The following is a 19,049-nucleotide window of genomic DNA, read 5'->3' as shown; positions in this document are numbered from 1 at the left end:
ATGCAAAATCGTATAGTCGTTACAGGTATGGGGATAATTTCGTCTATCGGTCAAACCGTGGAAGAAAATTATCGTGCTTTAGTTTCTCACCAAGTGGGTGTAGGAACATTAACGTTGTTTGATTCTATTCACAAAGAGCAGATTAAAGTAGGAGAAGTTAAATCCACAACAGCTGAATTAATCCGACGATTAAATTTGCCTGCAGATAATAACTATACGAGAACCGCTTTATTAGGAGTTTATGCGGCAAAACAAGCAGTAGAACAAGCCGGGATACAAGATATTAATGCTGTTCCCACGGGATTAATATCTTCTACATCGGTTGGAGGCATGGACTTTATTGAGCAATACTACCGATCTTTTCAGACCGATCCAGCAACGCGAAAATACGTATCTAGCCAAGAAGCAGGTGATTCTACGGAAAAAATAGCGGATTATCTGGGTTTACAAGGGTATATTTCAACAATCAGTACCGCTTGTTCCTCTGCTGCTAATGCACTGATGATGGGATGTCGTCTTATTAAAGCAGGTAAATTGGATCGTGTAATTGTAGGCGGAACGGATGCTTTATCGAAGTTTACAATTAACGGATTCAATACGCTGATGATTCTTTCAGATACAGATAATACTCCCTTTGACCAAAATCGAAAAGGATTGAATTTAGGTGAAGCGGCGGCTTATCTTGTTTTAGAACGTGAAGCGATTGCTATGGCGCGCAACCAACCTATTTTGGGGGTTGTAGCTGGTTATGGAAATGCTAATGATGCGTATCATCAAACCGCTTCTTCTGAAGATGGTGAAGGAGCCTTCTTAGCTATGCAAAAAGCACTGGCTATGGCTGAATTAGAACGACATCAAATTGATTATATCAATGCACATGGAACAGCAACACCCAACAATGATTTGTCTGAGGGAAGAGCCATTCAACGTATTTTTGGAACAGCTACTCCTGTGTTCAGTTCAACCAAACCCTTTACTGGGCATACGCTTGCAGCAGCAGGCGCAATAGAAGCCGTTTATAGCATCTTGGCGCTTCAACATAATGTTGTTTTTGCTAACTTGAACTTCCAAACGCCCATGGAAGAAGTAACACTCAGACCCCAAACCGAAACGCTTCATACACCCATTCATAGCGTTATGTCTAATTCTTTTGGGTTTGGCGGAAATTGTTCAACGATTATTTTTACTAAAGCTTAGCAGATGAAAAAGGTATATATCAATGGATTAGCCTCGATTTCAATCCAAGAGCAATCCCGCAATTTTACAGTAGAAACGCTGAATAAAATTAAGCAAGGGGTTAATGAGGCTCATCAGCCGTCATATAAAGAATTAATTGCTCCAGCTATGGTTAGACGCATGGCTAAAGGAGTAAAAATGGGTATTTACACGGCTCATTTAGCTTTAGAAGAAGCCGGTATTCAACTACCTGATGCTATTATAACAGGAACGGGATTAGGTTGTCTAGTAGATTCAGAAAAATTTTTAGAACTGTTGTTAGACAATGAGGAACGTTATTTAACGCCAACGTCTTTCATCCAATCAACACATAATACAGTTGGTGGACAAGTGGCTTTACATTTGGGATGTAAAGGCTATAACTTTACTTATGTACACCAAAATAGCTCCTTCGAATCGGCCTTACTCGATGGTTTCTTACAAGTTAAAGCAGATGAAGTTGCCAATGCTTTGATTGGAGGAATTGATGAGGTAGGAAAAACAACCATCATTAATCAACAATTGGCCCAATTAGTCAATACGGTGGATACCATTTTTGACAAGGGAATCAATACGGCTGAAGGCGCTACTTTCTTTGCTTTAGATCACAAACAAACCGAAACAAGTTATGCAGAAGTTGTGGATATCCACATTAGCAATACAAGGGAAGTAATGAATATCACTTCTTTTTTGCAACAACATAATTTAGCTGTGGAAGCCCTCGATGTTGTCTATGTGGGAAGTTGTAACTTACCTGTTGATCAAGATTATTTTGATGCAATTTATCACAGCTGCAACCAAGCTGAAATCGTAACGTATAAAGAATATGTCGGTCACCATCATACCGCTTCGTCTTTTGGTTTATTATTAGCCGCAGAACGAATGAAAAGAGATGAAGGGGTACAGTATATTCTCTTATACAATCAATTTCAGGGAAAAGATTGTAGTTTTATTTTGTTGAAACGATGTGGAGTAAAATAGTCCTTGGAATTACCCTAATCTATACGGGGATTGTGCTGTATTTAGCTGTAAGTACAAGCGTGTCTCTTGTATGGTTAATTCCCGGATTACTTTTTTTTATCAGTTTATTTAGCTGGGGAGTGTTTGATATCCGATTGGGTTTCTTTATTCCAACGGTTGTTAAAAACCCCAACCCCTTACCTAAAACGATTGCCCTCACCTTTGATGATGGGCCTACCCCCTATACGCTTCAGGTTTTGGACTTGTTGAAACAGTATCAGGCAAAAGCGACTTTCTTTTGTATTGGGAAACAAATCGAACAATATCCAGCAATTGCCCAACGAATCGTAGAAGAAGGCCACACAATTGGCAATCACAGCTATTCGCATCCCAATAGTATGGGATTTCTCTCAACGGCTCAAGTCAAAGCAGAAATTGTACAATGTGATGCTGTCATTCAGAAAGTCTTACACATTCAAACGCCTTTTTATCGTCCCCCTTTTGGGATTACCAATCCACATATTGCCAAGGCGCTTCGTCAAACGAAACACCGAGTTATCGGTTGGACTAATCGATCCCTTGATACGGTAATGCAAGACGATAAAGCCATTTTTAACCGCGTATATAGCCGAATTGATAGACAAACCATTGTATTGCTACACGACACCAGTGAGTCTTCTGTAAAGGCCTTAGAAAGACTTTTAAAACAATTGCAACAAGACAAGTATAAAATGGTTAATTTAGTAACGTTCTTAAACGAAGATAAATCATGAGAAAATTAATTTTTACTGCTTTAGTATGGGGAATAAGCCTCGTTGGGTTTAGCCAAGAAAAAGCCATGACAACGGAAGAGAAAAACGCATTTACAAAAGAAATTGTCCGTACAACTAAAGATATAAAAACCCTTTCAACTGATTTTGTGCAGTATAAAAACATGAGTTTCATGTCGAAAGAAATCGAATCCAAAGGACAAATGCAATTGAGTGTACCCAATAAACTTCTTTGGAAGTACACTAGTCCTTTCGCCTATAGTATTGCCTTTACGGATAACAAGATTACGATTAACGATCAAGGAAAGAAAAATAAAATCGATATTGGGAACAATAAAAAATTTGCCAAAATCAACACCCTGATTGTGGGGAGTATCAGTGGAAATATGTTTGATGAAAAAGAATTTACCATTGGGTATTTTAAAAACAAAAATCGACGTATTGCTAAATTAGTTCCACTGAGCAAGGAAATTGCACAGTACATTAGTGAGATTGTGTTGTATTTTGACGAAGGACAAAATACAGTGTCTGAAGTAAAGTTGATTGAACCTTCAGCAGATTACACCCGTATTGTGTTTACCAATAAAAAAGTAAATACGCAATTAGATGAAAAAGCTTTTACTAATTAGTTTCGCTCTTTTGTTCTTGTCTTCATGCAAGAGCTATTACGGCCCTAATACCCGAAAAGAAGAGTATACCAAAGGCGTATTTACAGTTGCAAATACCTATTTTGCCACTGTCGGAGAAGAGCATATTTTTCGTGCTCATATTCAGGTATTCAAAAAGGAATTGAGCGGTTTATTGGTGGTAAAACGCATGGATGAACACCTACATCGCGTTGTTTTAACTTCTGATTTCGGGAATACCCTTTTCGATTTTTCGATTTATAAAGACAAGCCTTATGCGATTAATTACGTGATGCCCGATTTGGATAAAAAAATCATTCTCAACTTCTTAGCTAAAGATTTTAGCTATTTGGTAGAAGATACTTATACCCTGAATGCCAAGGCAACACAACGTGATACAACGGTTTACAAGGGCTTATACAAAAAGAAAAAAACCTTTGTTGTTGTCAATCAACAGGAGGAAGTAACAGAAGTCATCGCTGCTAGTGCTCGAAAACCTAAAATTGTTTTTACCTATGCAAAAAAAGGAGTGGCCTTGGAAATAAAACACCAAAACTTCCCTTTATCCATTCAGTTAACACCATTAGAAAATGAAGATAACCGATGAGTACAACATTATTTGTTCTCACTTGTGTATGTATTAGCCTAGGGAGCATCAATACAACCCATGCACAAAAGCGATTTAAGCCAGGTCTTCGTGGAGGAATGGTGGTATCTACCCTAACGGATTTAGACGCGAACTATAAAACCGACTACTATGTAGGTACGCAATTTCCCATTCGATTAACTCGCTTCTATACGCTACAACCCGAGTTATCTTATATCCGTTTAGGTGCAAAAAATACGGCTATTTGGCAAGCAAGAGCGGAGAGCTGGGGAAATAATACAGGTGTTTTCGAAGAAGCAGATGTGAATATGTCATATTTAGATTTTATTATGATGAATAAAATTCACTGGGGAAAATTCAATGTACATGGCGGAATTGGAGTTGCTTTTTTGACCGAAGGAAATAAGTACACGGATTATAATTTTGATATGACGTGTACCGCTGGATTTGGATATGTCTTGATGAAAAATATAGGAGTGGAAGCAAGATTTAGGTACGGCGTAATGGGACTTATTTCATTAAAAAAGGAAGATTCCTATGAATTAGGGAGTAATAGCGACATTAAAGATTTAAGTGTACAACTGGGCTTAACCTATTCCTTCTAAACTGTAAAATAACCAATACCTTATAAATTATGATTAAAAAACTACTATTGATTACTTGTCTAGCTTTAGGAGTTACAGCTAGTACACACGCACAAAAGCGATTTACACCGGGGCTTCGCGGAGGTTTGAGTTTATCAACCATTACGCATGCGGAAGCTGACTATAAAGCTGGTTTCTATGTAGGAGCACAATTTCCTATTCGCTTAGCGAGTTTTTATACGCTACAGCCCGAGTTAAACTACACCATGCAAGGAGCGAAAAATGCCAACTTATCCTATGTGAAAAATAACAGTTGGAATAATAGCTGGAATGACCCTTCTTACCAGGGAGTAGTGGAAGATGTAAATTTATCCTACATCGATATTAACGTAATCAATAAATTCCGATTTAAAGATTTTAACCTCCACGTTGGACCTGGACTTGCCATTATGACTAGCGGAAGAAGTAAGACTGATTTCTACGGAGATTTAACGCTAAATTTTGGTGTGGGGTATCAAATTACAGAACAATTGGGAGTAGAAGCTCGTTATAGACAAGGCGTTGTACGTGTAGTGGACAAGGATGATTACTTCTGGGACAACTATTGGTATGAGAATGATAGTTATAACTCCAGTTTTCAATTGGGATTAACTTTTACGTTTTAATAAAAAATAAAACTCTCTTCCTTCAAGAAGGGAGTTTTTTTAGTTGTAAATTATAAGGTAAAAGCCATTTACATCAATACGAATGGTTTTTCCATTACTATATGTATTTTTTAATTAGTTTTGTGAAATCAAAAACGCAATCTGATATTTTATGTTGATAAAGGATTTTTATCGTGTAGTTTCCATTCAAAATGAGGAAACTGGTTATCAAGCTGTCATTGAACTCAATAAAGAACATGCGGTATTTGACGGACATTTTCCCGACAATCCTGTGATGCCAGGTGTTTGTATGATACAAATAATCAAAGAGTTGGTTGAGAGTACAACACGTAAAATACTTTTTATGCAACAAGTATCAAATGTGAAGTTTATGGCACTCATCAACCCTCAGGTAGAACAGACCTTGGTTGTGAATTTCTCCATTGAAGAACAAGAGGATCTGCTAAAAGTGAAAAGCAGTATTCAATTTCAAGATGTTATAGCGCTCAAAATGAGCAGTGTGTATACCCAAAAATAAGAAAAGATGAAAGTAGCATTGATTTGGATAATCAGTTTTATTAGCTTTTTTCAAGTTTCAACAACTGATTTGAGTAAGAGTTTTCAGCAAGCGAGTTTGTCTGCTGAACAAGCACAAGCGTTTTATGAAAAAACCTTGACCAGTAAGGATGAATCAGCGATAGTTTACAAAGGGGCTGCCTTAGTAACCTTGGCAAAATTTGAAAAGAAAATCCGAGATAAAAAAGAATTGGTGAAAGAAGGAGCATTGATGATTGAAGCGGCTATTGAAAAAGAACCTACCAATGTTGAATTCCGATTAGTGCGCCTGATTATTCAAGAAAATACACCTAAAATTGTCGGCTATTATAAAAATATCGACAGTGATAAAACGATGATTGTCAAAGAGTATAGCCATCAATCGACAGCTCTAAAGAAATGGATTAAATCCTATGCTGAAGAATCGAAAGCCTTTACTGCTGACGACCGGAATAAACTGCTTTAACAAGCAAAACGATGATAACACAAAATCTTGAAAACGATACTAGTAAGCTAAAAGAATGGGGTATTTGTATCCTAATTCCAACCTATAATAACCACAAAACGGTAGCACGTGTTTTAGAGGGAGTATTCGCTTATACAACAGATGTGATTGTTGTAAATGACGGATCTACAGATCAAACGCCTGCTATTTTGGAGGCCTATCAGCAGCAAATGACGCTGATACACCTTCCTGAAAATCGAGGAAAAGGAAATGCTTTACAAGTTGGATTTGCCAAAGCAAAGGCCATGGGATTCTCCTATGTTATTACGATTGATTCCGATGGACAACATTATCCCGCGGATATCCCTGTTTTTGTTCGGGCTCTGGAACAAGCCAAAAATAAAAATCTTTTGTTGATTGGCTCTAGAAATATGAATCAAGAAGGAGTGCCTAGAAAAAGTAGCTTCGGAAACAAGTTTTCTAACTTTTGGTTTTGGTTTGAAACGGGAATTTCCCTTTCAGATACCCAATCGGGCTATCGTTTATATCCTTTACACCAACTAGCAAAGCGATACTATACACGTAAATTTGAGTTTGAAATAGAAGTTATTGTACGTGCCGCTTGGAACAATGTTGAGGTAAAAAACGTACCGGTACAAGTGCTATATGATAGCAGTGAACGCGTGTCTCACTTTCGTCCCTTTAAAGATTTTACGCGAATTAGTATTCTTAACACAATCTTGGTATGTATCACCCTATTGTATAGTATCCCAAGAAACTTTTTTCAAAGCTTTAAAAAAAAAAGTTTTAAAGCCTTTGTAACAGAAGATGTGCTAGGAAGTAATGATACGGCTTCAGTCAAAGCCTTGTCTATTGGACTGGGAACCTTTATTGGTTTATCGCCGCTTTGGGGGTTGCATTCGTTTTTGGCCATTTTTTTAGCCATTACTCTTCGACTGAACAAAGTGTTAGCGTTTGCTTTTTCCAATGTCAGTATACCACCGATGATCCCTTTTATCGTGTATGCCTCCCTGCAATTGGGCTATTTTATGGTGCCAAATGGAACACAGCATATCCTAATCAGTGAATTTAGCTTTACCGCGATTTCAGAGCATCTGTGGCAATATATTTTAGGTAGCTTTGCACTTGCTGTGATGGCCAGTTTTTTCCTGGGCTCTATCAGCTTCTTTATGCTCTCAATCGCTCAAAAACAGAAAAAGTAAAAATGGCAAATTGGTTTTATAAAATATATCAATGGGCAGAGAAAAATAAACTATTATTTTTCCTTAGCGTAGTCTTGTTTATCAGTTGCATGGCATTTGGGGCATGGAAAATTAAATTTGAAGAAGATATTACCCGCATTTTGCCCAAAAGCGAAAAATCCAATGTAACGGCAAAAGTATTGGAACAATTGCGGTTTTCAGATAAGATTACTGTTATTATTGAAAAACAGAATGGGGGGACAACAGATGATATGGTTGAGTTTGCCTCCAACTTACTTGATACTTTAGCCACAAAAGAGGAATATATCAAACATATTCAAGGTAAAATTGAGGATGAAAATATCAATGAAACGATTGCGTTTGTCTATCAAAATTTACCTTTGTTTCTAGATGAAGCTGATTATAACCTATTAGATCAGAAAATCCAATTGGATAGCGTAGCTCCGACAGTAGAAGCCAACTATAAAACCCTTGTTTCTCCTACAAGTTTGGTGGCCAAGCAATTCATTCAACAAGACCCTTTTGGCATCGGATTTATCGCCTTGAAAAAGTTGCAAAAACTCAATATAGGCGATGGATTTCAGTTGATTGATGGGTTTTTGTTTAACAAAGAAGAAGATAAATTACTGCTGTTTATTGATCCCGTTTACAGCGGAAGTGATACGGCGCATAATACGGCATTTATTCAATTTCTAAACGGCGTAAAAGACCATTACAATACCAAACAAGAGCAGGTTACCCTGGATTATTTCGGTGCCTCATTCGTCGCTGTTGCTAACGCTACACAAATTAAAAGTGATATTCAGCAAACCGTAGCAGTTTCCATCACCATTTTGATGATTTTGCTCATCGCCTTTTATCGAAGAATCACCATTCCGATTATTCTGTTTATCCCTACGTTTATTAGCGCCTTAATAGCTCTGTTCGTCTTGTATTTCACCACGGACGCTATTTCTGCTATATCGCTGAGTATTGGGGCAATATTGATTGGTATTACCATTGATTATGCCCTGCATATTATGACGCATTACAAGCATTGTAAGGACATCAAAGTGCTGTATCAAGAAATCACCAATCCGATTATGATGAGCGCTTCAACTACAGCAATTGCCTTTTTGTGCTTGGTTTTCGTCCACTCAGAAGCGTTGCGCGATTTAGGTGTTTTTGCTTCCATTACCGTCATGGGAGCGGGAGTAGTATCCCTTTTACTGATTCCTCATCTCTATAAACCTTCAGAAAAAGATCGACTAAATCAATCTCATTCGCTCTTAGATAAAATTGCTCATTTTCCTTTTGACCGTAGTAAAGTACTTTTAGGACTGTGTGGATTAGTGGTCATTATCAGTCTTTTTACCTTTAATAAGGTCAAATTTAATAGCGATTTATCCTCATTAAACTACTTCCCAGACGAATTAAAACAAGCGGAACAAAAACTAGAATCTACGGTTGATAGTGGTGCAAAATCACTTTATCTGACCTGTTTTGGTGATAATCTTGAGCAAGTGGTTGAACAAAATGTCGCCTTGGCGAAGCAATTAGAACAAGCTAAGGTCAAAGGAGAAATCTTGCATGTCAGTTCCTTAGGTGATTTTGTATTATCCACGCAACAACAGCGGGAGAAAATAGCTCTTTGGGAGTCTTTCTGGACAAAGAAGAACGCTCAGCTATTTCGAGATAAACTAATACAAGAAGGAGCTAAATATGGGTTTAATGAAACGGCCTATCAGCCTTTCTTTGCCTTGTTGAATAACAAGTTTGAACCCATAGGAATTCTCGATTATTCCGCTTTAAATCCAGAGATTATTGACGAATTCTTAATCGAAAAAAAGGGACATTATACCCTGAGTACCGTAGTCAAATTACCCGAAGAAAACAGAGCCGCATTTCTACAGCAGTTTCCTGCTACCGATCACTTTATTGTCATTGATCGAAAGGAGATGAACGAAACCTTTCTAGGTAATATTGTCAACGACTTTAATGACTTAGTTAACTATTCCTTTTTAGCTGTATTTGCAATTTTATGGCTGTTTTTTAAGCGAATTGAAATGGTCATCGTATCGATGATTCCCATCGTTATAACGGGTTTAATTACTGCAGGTTTAATGGGCTTATTTCACATCGAATTCAATATTTTTAGCACCATTGTGTGCACCATTATTTTTGGACAAGGGGTTGATTTTACCATTTTTATCACCAATGCGCTGCAAAAAGAATATACCACAGGAGAAGAAAGTATGCCAACGTATCGCGCTTCGATTATTTTAGCGGTACTAACCACCTTGTTGGCCGTGGGAACACTCGTTTTTGCTAAACACCCCGCATTGAAATCAATCTCGTTAGTTTCCATTATTGGTATGAGTGTTGCTGCGATTAATGCGTTTGTCATCTATCCTCGTCTTTTTAAAATATGCTTCGTCAATAGACAAAATAGAGGTAATTCACCCATTACCTTACGACTGTTTTTACACAGTATGCTCTCTTTTCTATACTTTGGCTTGTTTGGTTTTTTATATTCCTTATTTTCTAAAGTGTTCTTGCTTGTTGCACCCGGAAAAGAGCGAACGAAACTGCGTTTATTTAGCAAAGGAATGCAGGCCTATATGACTTCCGTCTTATACCTAAACGCATTTGTGCGTAAGAAGGTGAGAAACCCACATCGAGAGACCTTTGAAAAACCAGCCATTATCATTGCCAATCATACCTCCTTTTTAGATTCTTTAGTAATGGGTATGGTGTATCCCAATGTGGTGTACCTGGTGAATGATTGGGTATATAAATCGCCTATATTTGGTAAAGCCATTCAATCAGCTGGTTTTTATCGTGTCTCTGAAGGGGTGGACAACAGTATTGACCACCTCAAGAAAAGAGTGGAAATGGGCTTTTCACTTATGATTTTCCCAGAAGGAACACGTTCGCATTCTAACCAAGTACAACGCTTCCACAAAGGCGCTTTTTTCTTAGCAGAAACGCTACAACTGGATGTAGTACCCGTTTATATTCACGGAAATTCGGAAACAATACCTAAAGGAGATTACATCATTTACGATGGACATATTATCGCAACTGTTGGCAAGCGTATTCCACACAATGATCCTGCTTTTGGAACAACATATGCACAGCGAACCAAGGCGATTAGCAAGCATTATAAAGCGGAGTTTGCTCAAATTCGTACGGAGTTAGAAGGCGTGGACTATTTTAAAAAGAAATTATTTTTAGCTTATTTGTATAAGTTTCCTTATGTGGTGAAGGCTGTGAAAACAGACTATAAACAATACCGTCAGACGTATTTTGAATTAAATCAGCACCTTGGCGATGCTGCCCTTATTCATCATATAGCGGATGATTATGGACAACTTGATATGCTACTGGCGTTACAGCAAAGCAAGCGAAAAATTTACTGCTATATTGCAAATCAAGAATGCCGTGCAGTGGCGGCCACCCTCTATATCAACAAGAAAAGAAAAATTTACTATCTCGATCAATTGGAGGTGCACAAAAAATGTGATACTTTATTAATTAGTAGCGCGAATGTTGAATTAACAGCTGATTTTATTGCGGGGTATCAAACGGTCGTTGCCGTGAAAAAAGAAGGAGTACAAGTAGAAATAGAAGAAGGATTTACAAAAATTAGGGAGAATAACCACCTCGTGGTTTGGAATAGAATACAAGATGGAAAATAAATACGATGTAGTCATTGTGGGAAGTGGTATTGGAGGACTTGCTTCTGCCGTCATTCTTGCCAAGGAAGGGAAGAAAGTATGCGTATTGGAAAAAAATAACCAATATGGAGGAAACCTACAAACGTTTTCGAGAGAGAAATCTATTTTTGATACTGGAGTACACTACATTGGAGGGCTAGGAGAAGGACAAAACCTATACAAGTACTTCTCTTATTTAGGCATCATGGACAAGCTCAAACTCAAGCAAATGGATCCCAATGGCTATGATTTAATCTCTTTTGGAGAGGAGGGAATTCAATATCCGCACGGACAAGGATATGAAAACTTTGTTCAACAACTGCTGATTTATTTTCCAGAAGAAGAAAAAGCACTGCGTCAATACGTCGAGAAAATTCAAGCAATTTGCGACAGCTTTCCCATGTATAACCTCGAACAAGGAACAGGCTATAACGATCAGATTGTCTCGTATAAATTAAGCGATTTTTTAGATGAAATCACCACAAATGAAGAGCTTAAAGCAGTATTGGTTGGATCAAACTTTCTCTATGTCGCCAATAAGGAAAAAACGCCTTTGTATGTGCATGCCTTGACCGTTAATTCCTATATTCAAAGTGCTTGGCGCTGCATCAATGGTGGAAGTCAAATCAGTAAATTACTCATTGCCGAATTAAAAAAATACGGAGGTGAAATTTATAAAAATACAGCCGTAGTTAGTTTTGAATTTGACGGAGAAAAAATTATCTCTTGTACAACGAAAGAAGGAAAAGTAGTTGTCGGAAATCAATTTATCTCGAATATGAACCTGAAGGAAACCATCCGAATGGTAGGACCCAATCACTTTTCAAAACCGTTTGTCAAGCGAATTATGAGCTTGGAGGAAGTGACTTCTGTTTTTTCGCTCTACATCGTGTTCAAAAAAGATCAATTTCCTTATCACAATAACAATATTTACCATTATAAAAACAAAGAAGATATTTGGGATACGAATGGAAAGTGTATTCCAGGATGGCCCAATCTAGTGGTAGCATCGATGAATGCCAATAGTATGGAACAATCCTTTGCAGACAGCATGACAGCTATGACCTATATGGATTTCTCGGAAGTGGAACAATGGCAACATACGTACAACGTATCAACCATCAAGCAACTTGAAAAGCGTGAGGAGGACTACGAGCAATTTAAGGCAGAAAAAGCAGAATTACTTCTGCAAGAACTCGAGAAAATATATCCAGGGATTCGCCCTGCTATTCAAGGGATGTATACCTCTACCCCACTAACCTATCGCGACTTTATTGGGTCAGAAAAAGGAAATATGTACGGATTTATTAAAGATGCGAATAGTCCAATGAGGACCTTTATCTCCCCGCGTTCTAAAATCGGAAATTTATTTTTTAGTGGGCAAAATGTGCGTATGCACGGCATTATGGGGGTGACAATTGGAGCGTTTGTTACCTGCATGGAGATGATTGACCGCGAAATCTTAACCGAAAAACTAAATCAATATCGCGATGACACGGACCATACATAGAATTTTCTGTTGTATTCTACTTGCGCTATTGGTTGCAAATTGTGGAATTAAAAAAGGACTCAAAGATTTTCCGCACATTGAAAAATACGACACAATTGTGCCGCGGTTAACCTATGATACAGACTCTTTAAAAAGAACGACACAAGCCTATCTATATCACAACAAGCAAAAATTGTGGGAACTCTATGTACAAGGAGACCCTTATCAAATTGGTTTGCAAACAGGTGTCTTAACTCAAAAACTATATCAAAAGCAAGAAACGGTATTCTTTGCCAAGGTAGAGGAATTTGTTCCATCGGCGTTTAAGCAAAAAATGTTGGTTAAAATGCTCAAATTTTACAACCGACACCTCTATCGCTATATTCCAGAGGAGTTTAAAACAGAAATTTACGGAATATCACAGTATGCCACCGACCGTTTTACTTATTTAGGAGATCCTTATCACCGAAATTTATACCTCCATGGAGCACATGATATCGGGCATGCCTTTCAAGATTTGGCGCTAGTGGGCTGTTCTTCTTTAGCCGTTTGGGGGGAGAACTCCGAAGATGGTGGTCTGCTTATTGGCCGTAATTTTGATTTTTATGCAGGAGATGAATTTGCGGAAAATAAAATCATAGCTTTTGTTAAACCCAACAAAGGTCATGCTTTTATGTCCGTGACTTGGGGAGGAATGACGGGCGTGGTTTCTGGAATGAATCAAGAAGGGTTAACTGTAACGTTAAATGCGGGTAAATCAGCAGTCCCTTTAAAAGCTAAAACGCCAATATCTATCGTTGCCCGTGAAATTTTACAATATGCAGCTACCATTGAAGAAGCTATTGCGATTGCACAACAGAAAGAAGTGTTCGTCTCTGAATCAATTTTAGTGGGAAGTGCCCACGATCGAAAAGCTGTAATTATCGAAATAGCGCCTAAGAATTTTGGCGTCTATGATATGCCTAACGTCTCAACCGTTATTTGCTCCAACCATTTCCAAAGTGAAGCCTTTGCTCAAGACAAGCGAAATAATAAACAAATAGAAGAAAGTCACTCCCAATATCGCTGGGATAAAATAAAAGAAATTGTAGCGGAGGAACAACAACTATCTCCGCTAAAAATGGCACATTTACTGAGAAATACAACAGGATTAGACAATAAAGCACTAGGCTATGGCAATGAAAAAGCGCTAAATCAACTTCTCGCCCATCACGGAATTATCTTTCAACCAGAAAAGCGATTGGTTTGGGTGTCTTCGAATCCCTATCAACTAGGAGAATTTGTCGCCTATGATCTCAATGCCATTTTTTCCAATACCTTTGAACAAGTCCAAAGGTATGCCATTGATAGCCTAACGATTGCAGAAGACCCTTTTATACATACTCAAGCCTATGCTGATTATGAAACATTCAGAACGAAAAATCGCAAGATAGAACAGCAAATAAAGAACAAAGAGAAAATAGATACGGCGACCATTCAGGCCTATCAACAATTGAATCCAGAGTATTGGTGGGTTTACTACCAAACTGGCGTATACCACTACCAGCAAAAGGAATATCAATTAGCCAAACAAGCATTTGAACAGGCGTTGACTAAAGAAGTGACTACTGTAAATGCAGAAAATGAAATCAAGAAATACCTCAAAAAAATAAAGAGAAAATGGAACTAAATTCGTCAGTAATGAATCAATCCGTTGATGAGATAAAACATTTTCAGGAGCAAAAACTCAAAGAAGTTTTGCTTTATGTCACCCAATATTCACCCTATTATAAACGGTTGTATCAAGAACAACAGGTGGACCTCTCTGCGATTCAAACGCTGGAAGATCTTCCTCTATTGCCACTAATTACCAAGGATGACTTGCAGCGCCATAATGATGATTTCTTTTGTGTAGACAAAACGCAAATTATCGATTACGCTACCACATCAGGTACTTTAGGAGATCCAGTTACGTTTGGATTGACCGATAAAGATCTTGATCGCTTGGCGTTTAATGAAGCCACTTCGTTCTCCATTGCGGGCATTCAAAACGGGGATACGGTTCAGTTAATGACGACTATTGATCGTCGTTTTATGGCAGGACTAGCTTATTTTCTAGGGTTGCGAAAACTCGGAGCTGGTGTGATTCGCGTAGGTGCAGGAATTCCACAATTGCAATGGGATTCCATCCTTAAATACCAACCCAAATACCTAATTGGTGTTCCTTCTTTTTTGCTAAAACTTATTGATTATGCTGAAAAAGAGGGAATTGATTATAAAAATAGCAGTGTAAAAGGGGTAATCTGTATTGGAGAAGCGTTGCGTACTGCCGATTTACAACCGAGTATTCTCGCCCAACGCATTTTGGAAAAATGGCCGTTGGAGCTCTTCTCTACCTACGCTTCAACTGAAATGGGAGCAGCCTTTACGGAATGTCAGTATCACCTGGGAGGACACCTAATCCCAGAATTGATTATCACTGAAATCTTAGATGAAACCAATACCCCGGTGCAAGAAGGTAAATTGGGCGAATTGGTCATTACTACCCTTGGAGTGGAAGGGATTCCCTTGGTGCGCTTCAAAACAGGGGATATGGTTAGAAAACACACCGAAACTTGTGCATGTGGCCGTCACTCTTATCGATTAGGACCCGTAGAAGGACGTAAAAAACACATGATCAAGTACAAGGGAACGACCTTTTATCCACCAGCGATTCACGATATGTTAAACGAATTTAAGGCTATTCAAATGCATCTTGTAGAAGTACAAACCAACGAAATCGGAACGGATGAAATCCTTATCCGCATTGTGAGTACGGATACGTCTACTGAATTCATGAAACACATTAAAGATACGTTTCGTGCTAAACTAAGGGTAACACCTCGCGTGGCGTTTGAAACAAGAGAAGCCTTACAACCCATTGTGTTTAACCCATTAAGTAGAAAACCGATTACCTTTATTGATAAACGGGTGTAAGAAAATGAACAAAACAAAGTTTTAAATTTTATATATGATTTTACAGGCATTACAACTTTATAAAAACGATAGTTGTAGTATCTTTGTAAAAAATTAAGGAATCAAAATGGCTAATCAAGTTCGCGTGCGTTTTGCACCTAGTCCAACAGGACCTTTACACATTGGTGGTGTTAGAACAGCATTATTTAATTATTTATTTGCTAAACAGAATAACGGTGTTTTCTATGTGAGAATTGAAGATACCGATCAAAATAGATTTGTGCCTGGTGCAGAAGCCTATATTTTAGAAGCATTGGAATGGTTGGGTATTTTACCGGATGAAACGATGGGGAAAAACGAAAAGTTTGGTCCTTACAGACAGAGTGAACGCAAAGCACTTTACAAACAATACGCCGATCAATTGATTCAAAGCGGTTGGGCATATTATGCTTTTGATACAGCAGAAGAATTAGACGAACTGCGTAAAAACGCAGAAGAAGCAGGACAAACATTTATCTACAATCACAGCAATAGAGAGCAATTGAAAACCTCGTTGAAGCTGACTAAAGAAGAGGTCGATCAGTTGATTGCTACTGATGTACCTTACGTAATCCGCTTTAAAACACCTGTGAATGAAACACTTTATTTGAATGATATCATTCGTGGGGATATTAAATTTGAAACCAATCTATTAGACGATAAAGTGTTGTTTAAAAGCGATGGAATGCCAACCTATCACTTAGCGAATATCGTGGATGACCATTTAATGGAAACCTCCCATGTTATTCGTGGAGAAGAGTGGTTGCCTTCTATGCCTCTACACGAATTGCTATACAAAGCTTTTGGATGGGAAGCACCTAAATTTGCACACTTACCACTTATTTTGAAACCTGTAGGAAATGGTAAATTGTCCAAACGCGATGGAGATAAATTAGGATTCCCTGTATTTCCATTAGATTGGCAAGATCCTGTGTCAGGAGAAAAATCTTCGGGCTACCGCGAAAAGGGATTTTATCCTGAAACGGTGCTGAACTTTCTAGCGCTATTAGGCTGGAATGACGGTACAGATCAAGAAATCTTCTCTTTGGATGAATTGGTCGCTAAATTTGACCTAGGACGCGTCCACAAAGCAGGGGCTAAGTTTGACCCAGAAAAGAACAAATGGTTCAATCAGCACTACCTAAAACAGCAAAAAGACGTAGATCTAGCACAAGCGTTCCAAGTAATCTTAAAAGAAAAGGGAATTCAAGCTGCAGACGCTTATGTTGAACAAGTAGTCGCGCTAATTAAGGAACGCGCAACGTTTGTGTCGGATTTCTTTGAGTTGAGTGATTTCTTCTTCCAAGCACCTGTAACCTATGATCCAAAAGCATTAAAGAATTGGAAAGAAGATACTGGAGCATTGATGCAACAAGTAGGACAAGTGATACAAAAGATTGATCATTTTGAGGCAAGTAACATTGAAACAACCGTGAAAGCGTGGATCAACGAACAAGGCATTGGAATGGGGAAAGTTATGCAACCGCTTCGCGTAAGTATGGTTGGGGAACTAAAAGGCCCTGATTTATTTCAGATTATCGAATTAATCGGCAAAGAAGAAACGCTAAAGCGAATCAAACAGGCCATTACAACCCTATAAATAGAAAGAGAGCTACGCGTTAGCTCTCTTTTTTGTTAAAAATAATGTGTAATTTTATTCGCATAAATCTCAATCGCATGAAAAAATTAATTGCTCTTCTAACTGGAATCCTTCTGCTTTTTTCCGCTTGTGAAAAAAATGACAATGACACGGCTGATCGAGCAGAAAAAGAATGGACGAAGTTTATTCAAAAACACCTTATAGGCGAATGGAAACCCAATGGTATTGAAGTAAAACCTCTACTAGGAGCAGTTGTCCTGCAAAAAGATTATGCGGATTTACAACCTCCAGGAACCCAAGATATTTTAATCTTAAAGCAAGACTATACCGGCCAGTTCAATACGTTTTTACAACAAGGCCAATTGAAATCGATTCATTTCAAATGGTACCATAAACTAGAAGAATTAGGTGTGATTCTGGATGATAAACGCGAATTTAAAACCATACTCTTGCGCAAATCAAGCGAAGAACTTCGTGTGTCTATTCCGTTACAAGCGGTAATTGCTGATTTGGTAGCTTTTATTCCTGAATTAGAAGAAATTGATGCAACAGAAAGAGGACTTTTGTTTGTTCATTTTAATTTTGTTAAATAAATAATATTTATACGTTAAATTATTTTTAATTTATAGTAATAATAAGTTGTATATTTGAGGGTTAACTAAAAATGATTTTATGAAAAAACTAGTATTAACCTTTTCATTGGCTGCTCTTGTATTAGCAGGAACCGTTTCATGTAGTAGTGATGATAACAGTTCAGAGCAACAACAAAAACAAACCTTGGTGTTGGCTTCGGTTAATGGTACGGATGTAACAGTGAATGAGGAAGTTACTTTTGTGGTAACGGTTGGAACAGAAGTAGTTGAAGGCGTTCAAATTGAAGTAAACGGAAAGGCGGTGAAAAATCCACATGTCTTTGATGAAGGGGGAACGTATAAAGTGGTCGCCAAGAAAAATGGCTATAATCAAAGTAACGAGATTACCATCACGGTTTCGGAAGTCGGTATAGCTAAACAATTAAACTTGGAGGCTAGTCGATCTACTGTTACTGTTGGTGAAACAGTTACATTTACTATAACGGATGGCGTTGAAGCCGTGACAGGAGCAGAATTATTTATCGATGATACTAAAATTACCTCGCCTTATACATTTGCCGAAGAAGGAGAATTTCACGTTATCGCCAAAAAACAAGGCTATGCGACTAGTAATCGTGTAACGATTACCGTAGAAGCCGTTGTGGATGATAGACCTATTGTGGGTACTTGGATTCCAGTACACGTGAAGGTAGATGCTCTAGGAATGACTGTAGCGGATATGGCGTATCCTAAAAAGGAAAATTGTGATGATGATACCTTGGCGTTTAACAGTGACCAAACAGTTAAATTTGACTATCACGAGGAAAACTGTGACCTGAAAACAACGGGAGCGGATTGGTCAATCAATGGAAGTGTCTTGACGATGACTTTATTCGGTCAGGCGATGACGGTTGATGTGGTAGAAAACTCAGCGACAAAATTGGTGATTAAAGCGAAAGGAACGCAATTCGAAGCCTTAATTCCAATTTTAGTACCGGATTTAGCGAGTAGTATTCCTCCAACTTTATTAGGTTTAGCAGATGTGCAATTAGAATTGAAGAAATAAGCATGAAAATCTCCAGCAATGG

At 38.1% G+C, this 19,049-nt stretch carries 17 protein-coding genes; all 17 read left to right on the top strand.

What is annotated here, in order from left to right; genetic code table 11:
- The 17 genes from ACLJX0_RS05850 (at position 1) to ACLJX0_RS05770 (ending at position 19,027) form a co-directional block, all read left to right on the top strand.
- Positions 1-1,197: a beta-ketoacyl-[acyl-carrier-protein] synthase family protein gene (locus ACLJX0_RS05850; protein ID WP_410879147.1), complete on the top strand. Its 1,197-nt coding sequence runs from the start codon at positions 1-3 to the stop codon at positions 1,195-1,197.
- Between the two features lie 3 nt (positions 1,198-1,200).
- Entirely contained in the window at positions 1,201-2,196 is a 996-nt protein-coding gene (locus ACLJX0_RS05845; RefSeq protein ID WP_410879146.1) for a beta-ketoacyl synthase N-terminal-like domain-containing protein, read from the top strand.
- Positions 2,181-2,948, top strand: coding sequence for a polysaccharide deacetylase family protein (locus ACLJX0_RS05840; protein WP_410879145.1), 768 nt, complete (start codon positions 2,181-2,183; stop codon positions 2,946-2,948). Before ACLJX0_RS05845 ends, ACLJX0_RS05840 begins: the two co-directional genes overlap by 16 nt.
- Positions 2,945-3,574: an outer membrane lipoprotein carrier protein LolA gene (locus ACLJX0_RS05835; RefSeq protein WP_410879144.1), complete on the top strand. Its 630-nt coding sequence runs from the start codon at positions 2,945-2,947 to the stop codon at positions 3,572-3,574. Before ACLJX0_RS05840 ends, ACLJX0_RS05835 begins: the two co-directional genes overlap by 4 nt.
- The gene (locus ACLJX0_RS05830; protein WP_410879143.1) at positions 3,552-4,178 is read left to right on the top strand and encodes a hypothetical protein; all 627 of its coding nucleotides are present in this window, start codon (positions 3,552-3,554) and stop codon (positions 4,176-4,178) included. Before ACLJX0_RS05835 ends, ACLJX0_RS05830 begins: the two co-directional genes overlap by 23 nt.
- Positions 4,175-4,783 carry a porin family protein gene (locus ACLJX0_RS05825; RefSeq protein WP_410879142.1) on the top strand — a complete coding sequence of 203 codons (609 nt, stop codon included), beginning with the start codon at positions 4,175-4,177 and terminating at the stop codon, positions 4,781-4,783. Before ACLJX0_RS05830 ends, ACLJX0_RS05825 begins: the two co-directional genes overlap by 4 nt.
- Positions 4,784-4,812: 29 nt before the next feature.
- Positions 4,813-5,427, top strand: a complete 615-nt coding sequence (locus tag ACLJX0_RS05820; protein WP_410879141.1) for an outer membrane beta-barrel protein — start codon at positions 4,813-4,815, stop codon at positions 5,425-5,427.
- 151 nt (positions 5,428-5,578) lie between these two features.
- Entirely contained in the window at positions 5,579-5,944 is a 366-nt protein-coding gene (locus ACLJX0_RS05815; protein WP_410879140.1) for a 3-hydroxyacyl-ACP dehydratase, read from the top strand.
- A 6-nt stretch (positions 5,945-5,950) separates the two neighbouring features.
- Positions 5,951-6,427, top strand: a complete 477-nt coding sequence (locus ACLJX0_RS05810; RefSeq protein WP_410879139.1) for a hypothetical protein — start codon at positions 5,951-5,953, stop codon at positions 6,425-6,427.
- An 11-nt stretch (positions 6,428-6,438) separates the two neighbouring features.
- Positions 6,439-7,629, top strand: a complete 1,191-nt coding sequence (locus ACLJX0_RS05805) for a DUF2062 domain-containing protein (RefSeq protein WP_410879138.1) — start codon at positions 6,439-6,441, stop codon at positions 7,627-7,629.
- Positions 7,630-7,631: 2 nt separating this feature from the next.
- Entirely contained in the window at positions 7,632-11,309 is a 3,678-nt protein-coding gene (locus ACLJX0_RS05800) for a 1-acyl-sn-glycerol-3-phosphate acyltransferase (protein WP_410879137.1), read from the top strand.
- Positions 11,299-12,837: a phytoene desaturase family protein gene (locus ACLJX0_RS05795; protein ID WP_410879136.1), complete on the top strand. Its 1,539-nt coding sequence runs from the start codon at positions 11,299-11,301 to the stop codon at positions 12,835-12,837. The genes ACLJX0_RS05800 and ACLJX0_RS05795 overlap by 11 nt, the downstream gene beginning before the upstream one ends.
- Positions 12,818-14,485: a C45 family autoproteolytic acyltransferase/hydolase gene (locus ACLJX0_RS05790; RefSeq protein ID WP_410879135.1), complete on the top strand. Its 1,668-nt coding sequence runs from the start codon at positions 12,818-12,820 to the stop codon at positions 14,483-14,485. The genes ACLJX0_RS05795 and ACLJX0_RS05790 overlap by 20 nt, the downstream gene beginning before the upstream one ends.
- Positions 14,476-15,771: a phenylacetate--CoA ligase family protein gene (locus ACLJX0_RS05785; protein WP_410879134.1), complete on the top strand. Its 1,296-nt coding sequence runs from the start codon at positions 14,476-14,478 to the stop codon at positions 15,769-15,771. Before ACLJX0_RS05790 ends, ACLJX0_RS05785 begins: the two co-directional genes overlap by 10 nt.
- Before the next feature lie 106 nt (positions 15,772-15,877).
- On the top strand, positions 15,878-17,389 hold the full coding sequence (gene gltX / locus ACLJX0_RS05780; protein WP_410879133.1) for a glutamate--tRNA ligase: 1,512 nt from the start codon (positions 15,878-15,880) through the stop codon (positions 17,387-17,389).
- Positions 17,390-17,466: 77 nt separating this feature from the next.
- Positions 17,467-17,982: a hypothetical protein gene (locus ACLJX0_RS05775; RefSeq protein ID WP_410879132.1), complete on the top strand. Its 516-nt coding sequence runs from the start codon at positions 17,467-17,469 to the stop codon at positions 17,980-17,982.
- 79 nt (positions 17,983-18,061) lie between these two features.
- A complete protein-coding gene (locus ACLJX0_RS05770; protein WP_410879131.1) occupies positions 18,062-19,027 on the top strand; it encodes a lipocalin family protein in 966 nt (321 codons plus the stop codon).
- Positions 19,028-19,049: the final 22 nt, after the last annotated feature.

The sequence above is a fragment of the Myroides sp. DW712 genome (assembly GCF_046557355.1).
GTDB lineage: Bacteria > Bacteroidota > Bacteroidia > Flavobacteriales > Flavobacteriaceae > Flavobacterium.
This window is presented reverse-complemented; position numbering and strand designations above follow the sequence as displayed.

Coding starts and splice junctions, on each gene's coding strand:
- ACLJX0_RS05840 (WP_410879145.1), top strand. CDS start 2,181: ATGTGGAGTAAAATAGTCCTTGGAATTACCCTAATCTATACGGGGATT.
- ACLJX0_RS05770 (WP_410879131.1), top strand. CDS start 18,062: ATGAAAAAACTAGTATTAACCTTTTCATTGGCTGCTCTTGTATTAGCA.
- ACLJX0_RS05775 (WP_410879132.1), top strand. CDS start 17,467: ATGAAAAAATTAATTGCTCTTCTAACTGGAATCCTTCTGCTTTTTTCC.
- ACLJX0_RS05785 (WP_410879134.1), top strand. CDS start 14,476: ATGGAACTAAATTCGTCAGTAATGAATCAATCCGTTGATGAGATAAAA.
- ACLJX0_RS05850 (WP_410879147.1), top strand. CDS start 1: ATGCAAAATCGTATAGTCGTTACAGGTATGGGGATAATTTCGTCTATC.
- ACLJX0_RS05805 (WP_410879138.1), top strand. CDS start 6,439: ATGATAACACAAAATCTTGAAAACGATACTAGTAAGCTAAAAGAATGG.
- gltX (WP_410879133.1), top strand. CDS start 15,878: ATGGCTAATCAAGTTCGCGTGCGTTTTGCACCTAGTCCAACAGGACCT.
- ACLJX0_RS05845 (WP_410879146.1), top strand. CDS start 1,201: ATGAAAAAGGTATATATCAATGGATTAGCCTCGATTTCAATCCAAGAG.
- ACLJX0_RS05830 (WP_410879143.1), top strand. CDS start 3,552: ATGAAAAAGCTTTTACTAATTAGTTTCGCTCTTTTGTTCTTGTCTTCA.
- ACLJX0_RS05790 (WP_410879135.1), top strand. CDS start 12,818: ATGACACGGACCATACATAGAATTTTCTGTTGTATTCTACTTGCGCTA.
- ACLJX0_RS05835 (WP_410879144.1), top strand. CDS start 2,945: ATGAGAAAATTAATTTTTACTGCTTTAGTATGGGGAATAAGCCTCGTT.
- ACLJX0_RS05800 (WP_410879137.1), top strand. CDS start 7,632: ATGGCAAATTGGTTTTATAAAATATATCAATGGGCAGAGAAAAATAAA.
- ACLJX0_RS05815 (WP_410879140.1), top strand. CDS start 5,579: ATGTTGATAAAGGATTTTTATCGTGTAGTTTCCATTCAAAATGAGGAA.
- ACLJX0_RS05820 (WP_410879141.1), top strand. CDS start 4,813: ATGATTAAAAAACTACTATTGATTACTTGTCTAGCTTTAGGAGTTACA.
- ACLJX0_RS05825 (WP_410879142.1), top strand. CDS start 4,175: ATGAGTACAACATTATTTGTTCTCACTTGTGTATGTATTAGCCTAGGG.
- ACLJX0_RS05795 (WP_410879136.1), top strand. CDS start 11,299: ATGGAAAATAAATACGATGTAGTCATTGTGGGAAGTGGTATTGGAGGA.
- ACLJX0_RS05810 (WP_410879139.1), top strand. CDS start 5,951: ATGAAAGTAGCATTGATTTGGATAATCAGTTTTATTAGCTTTTTTCAA.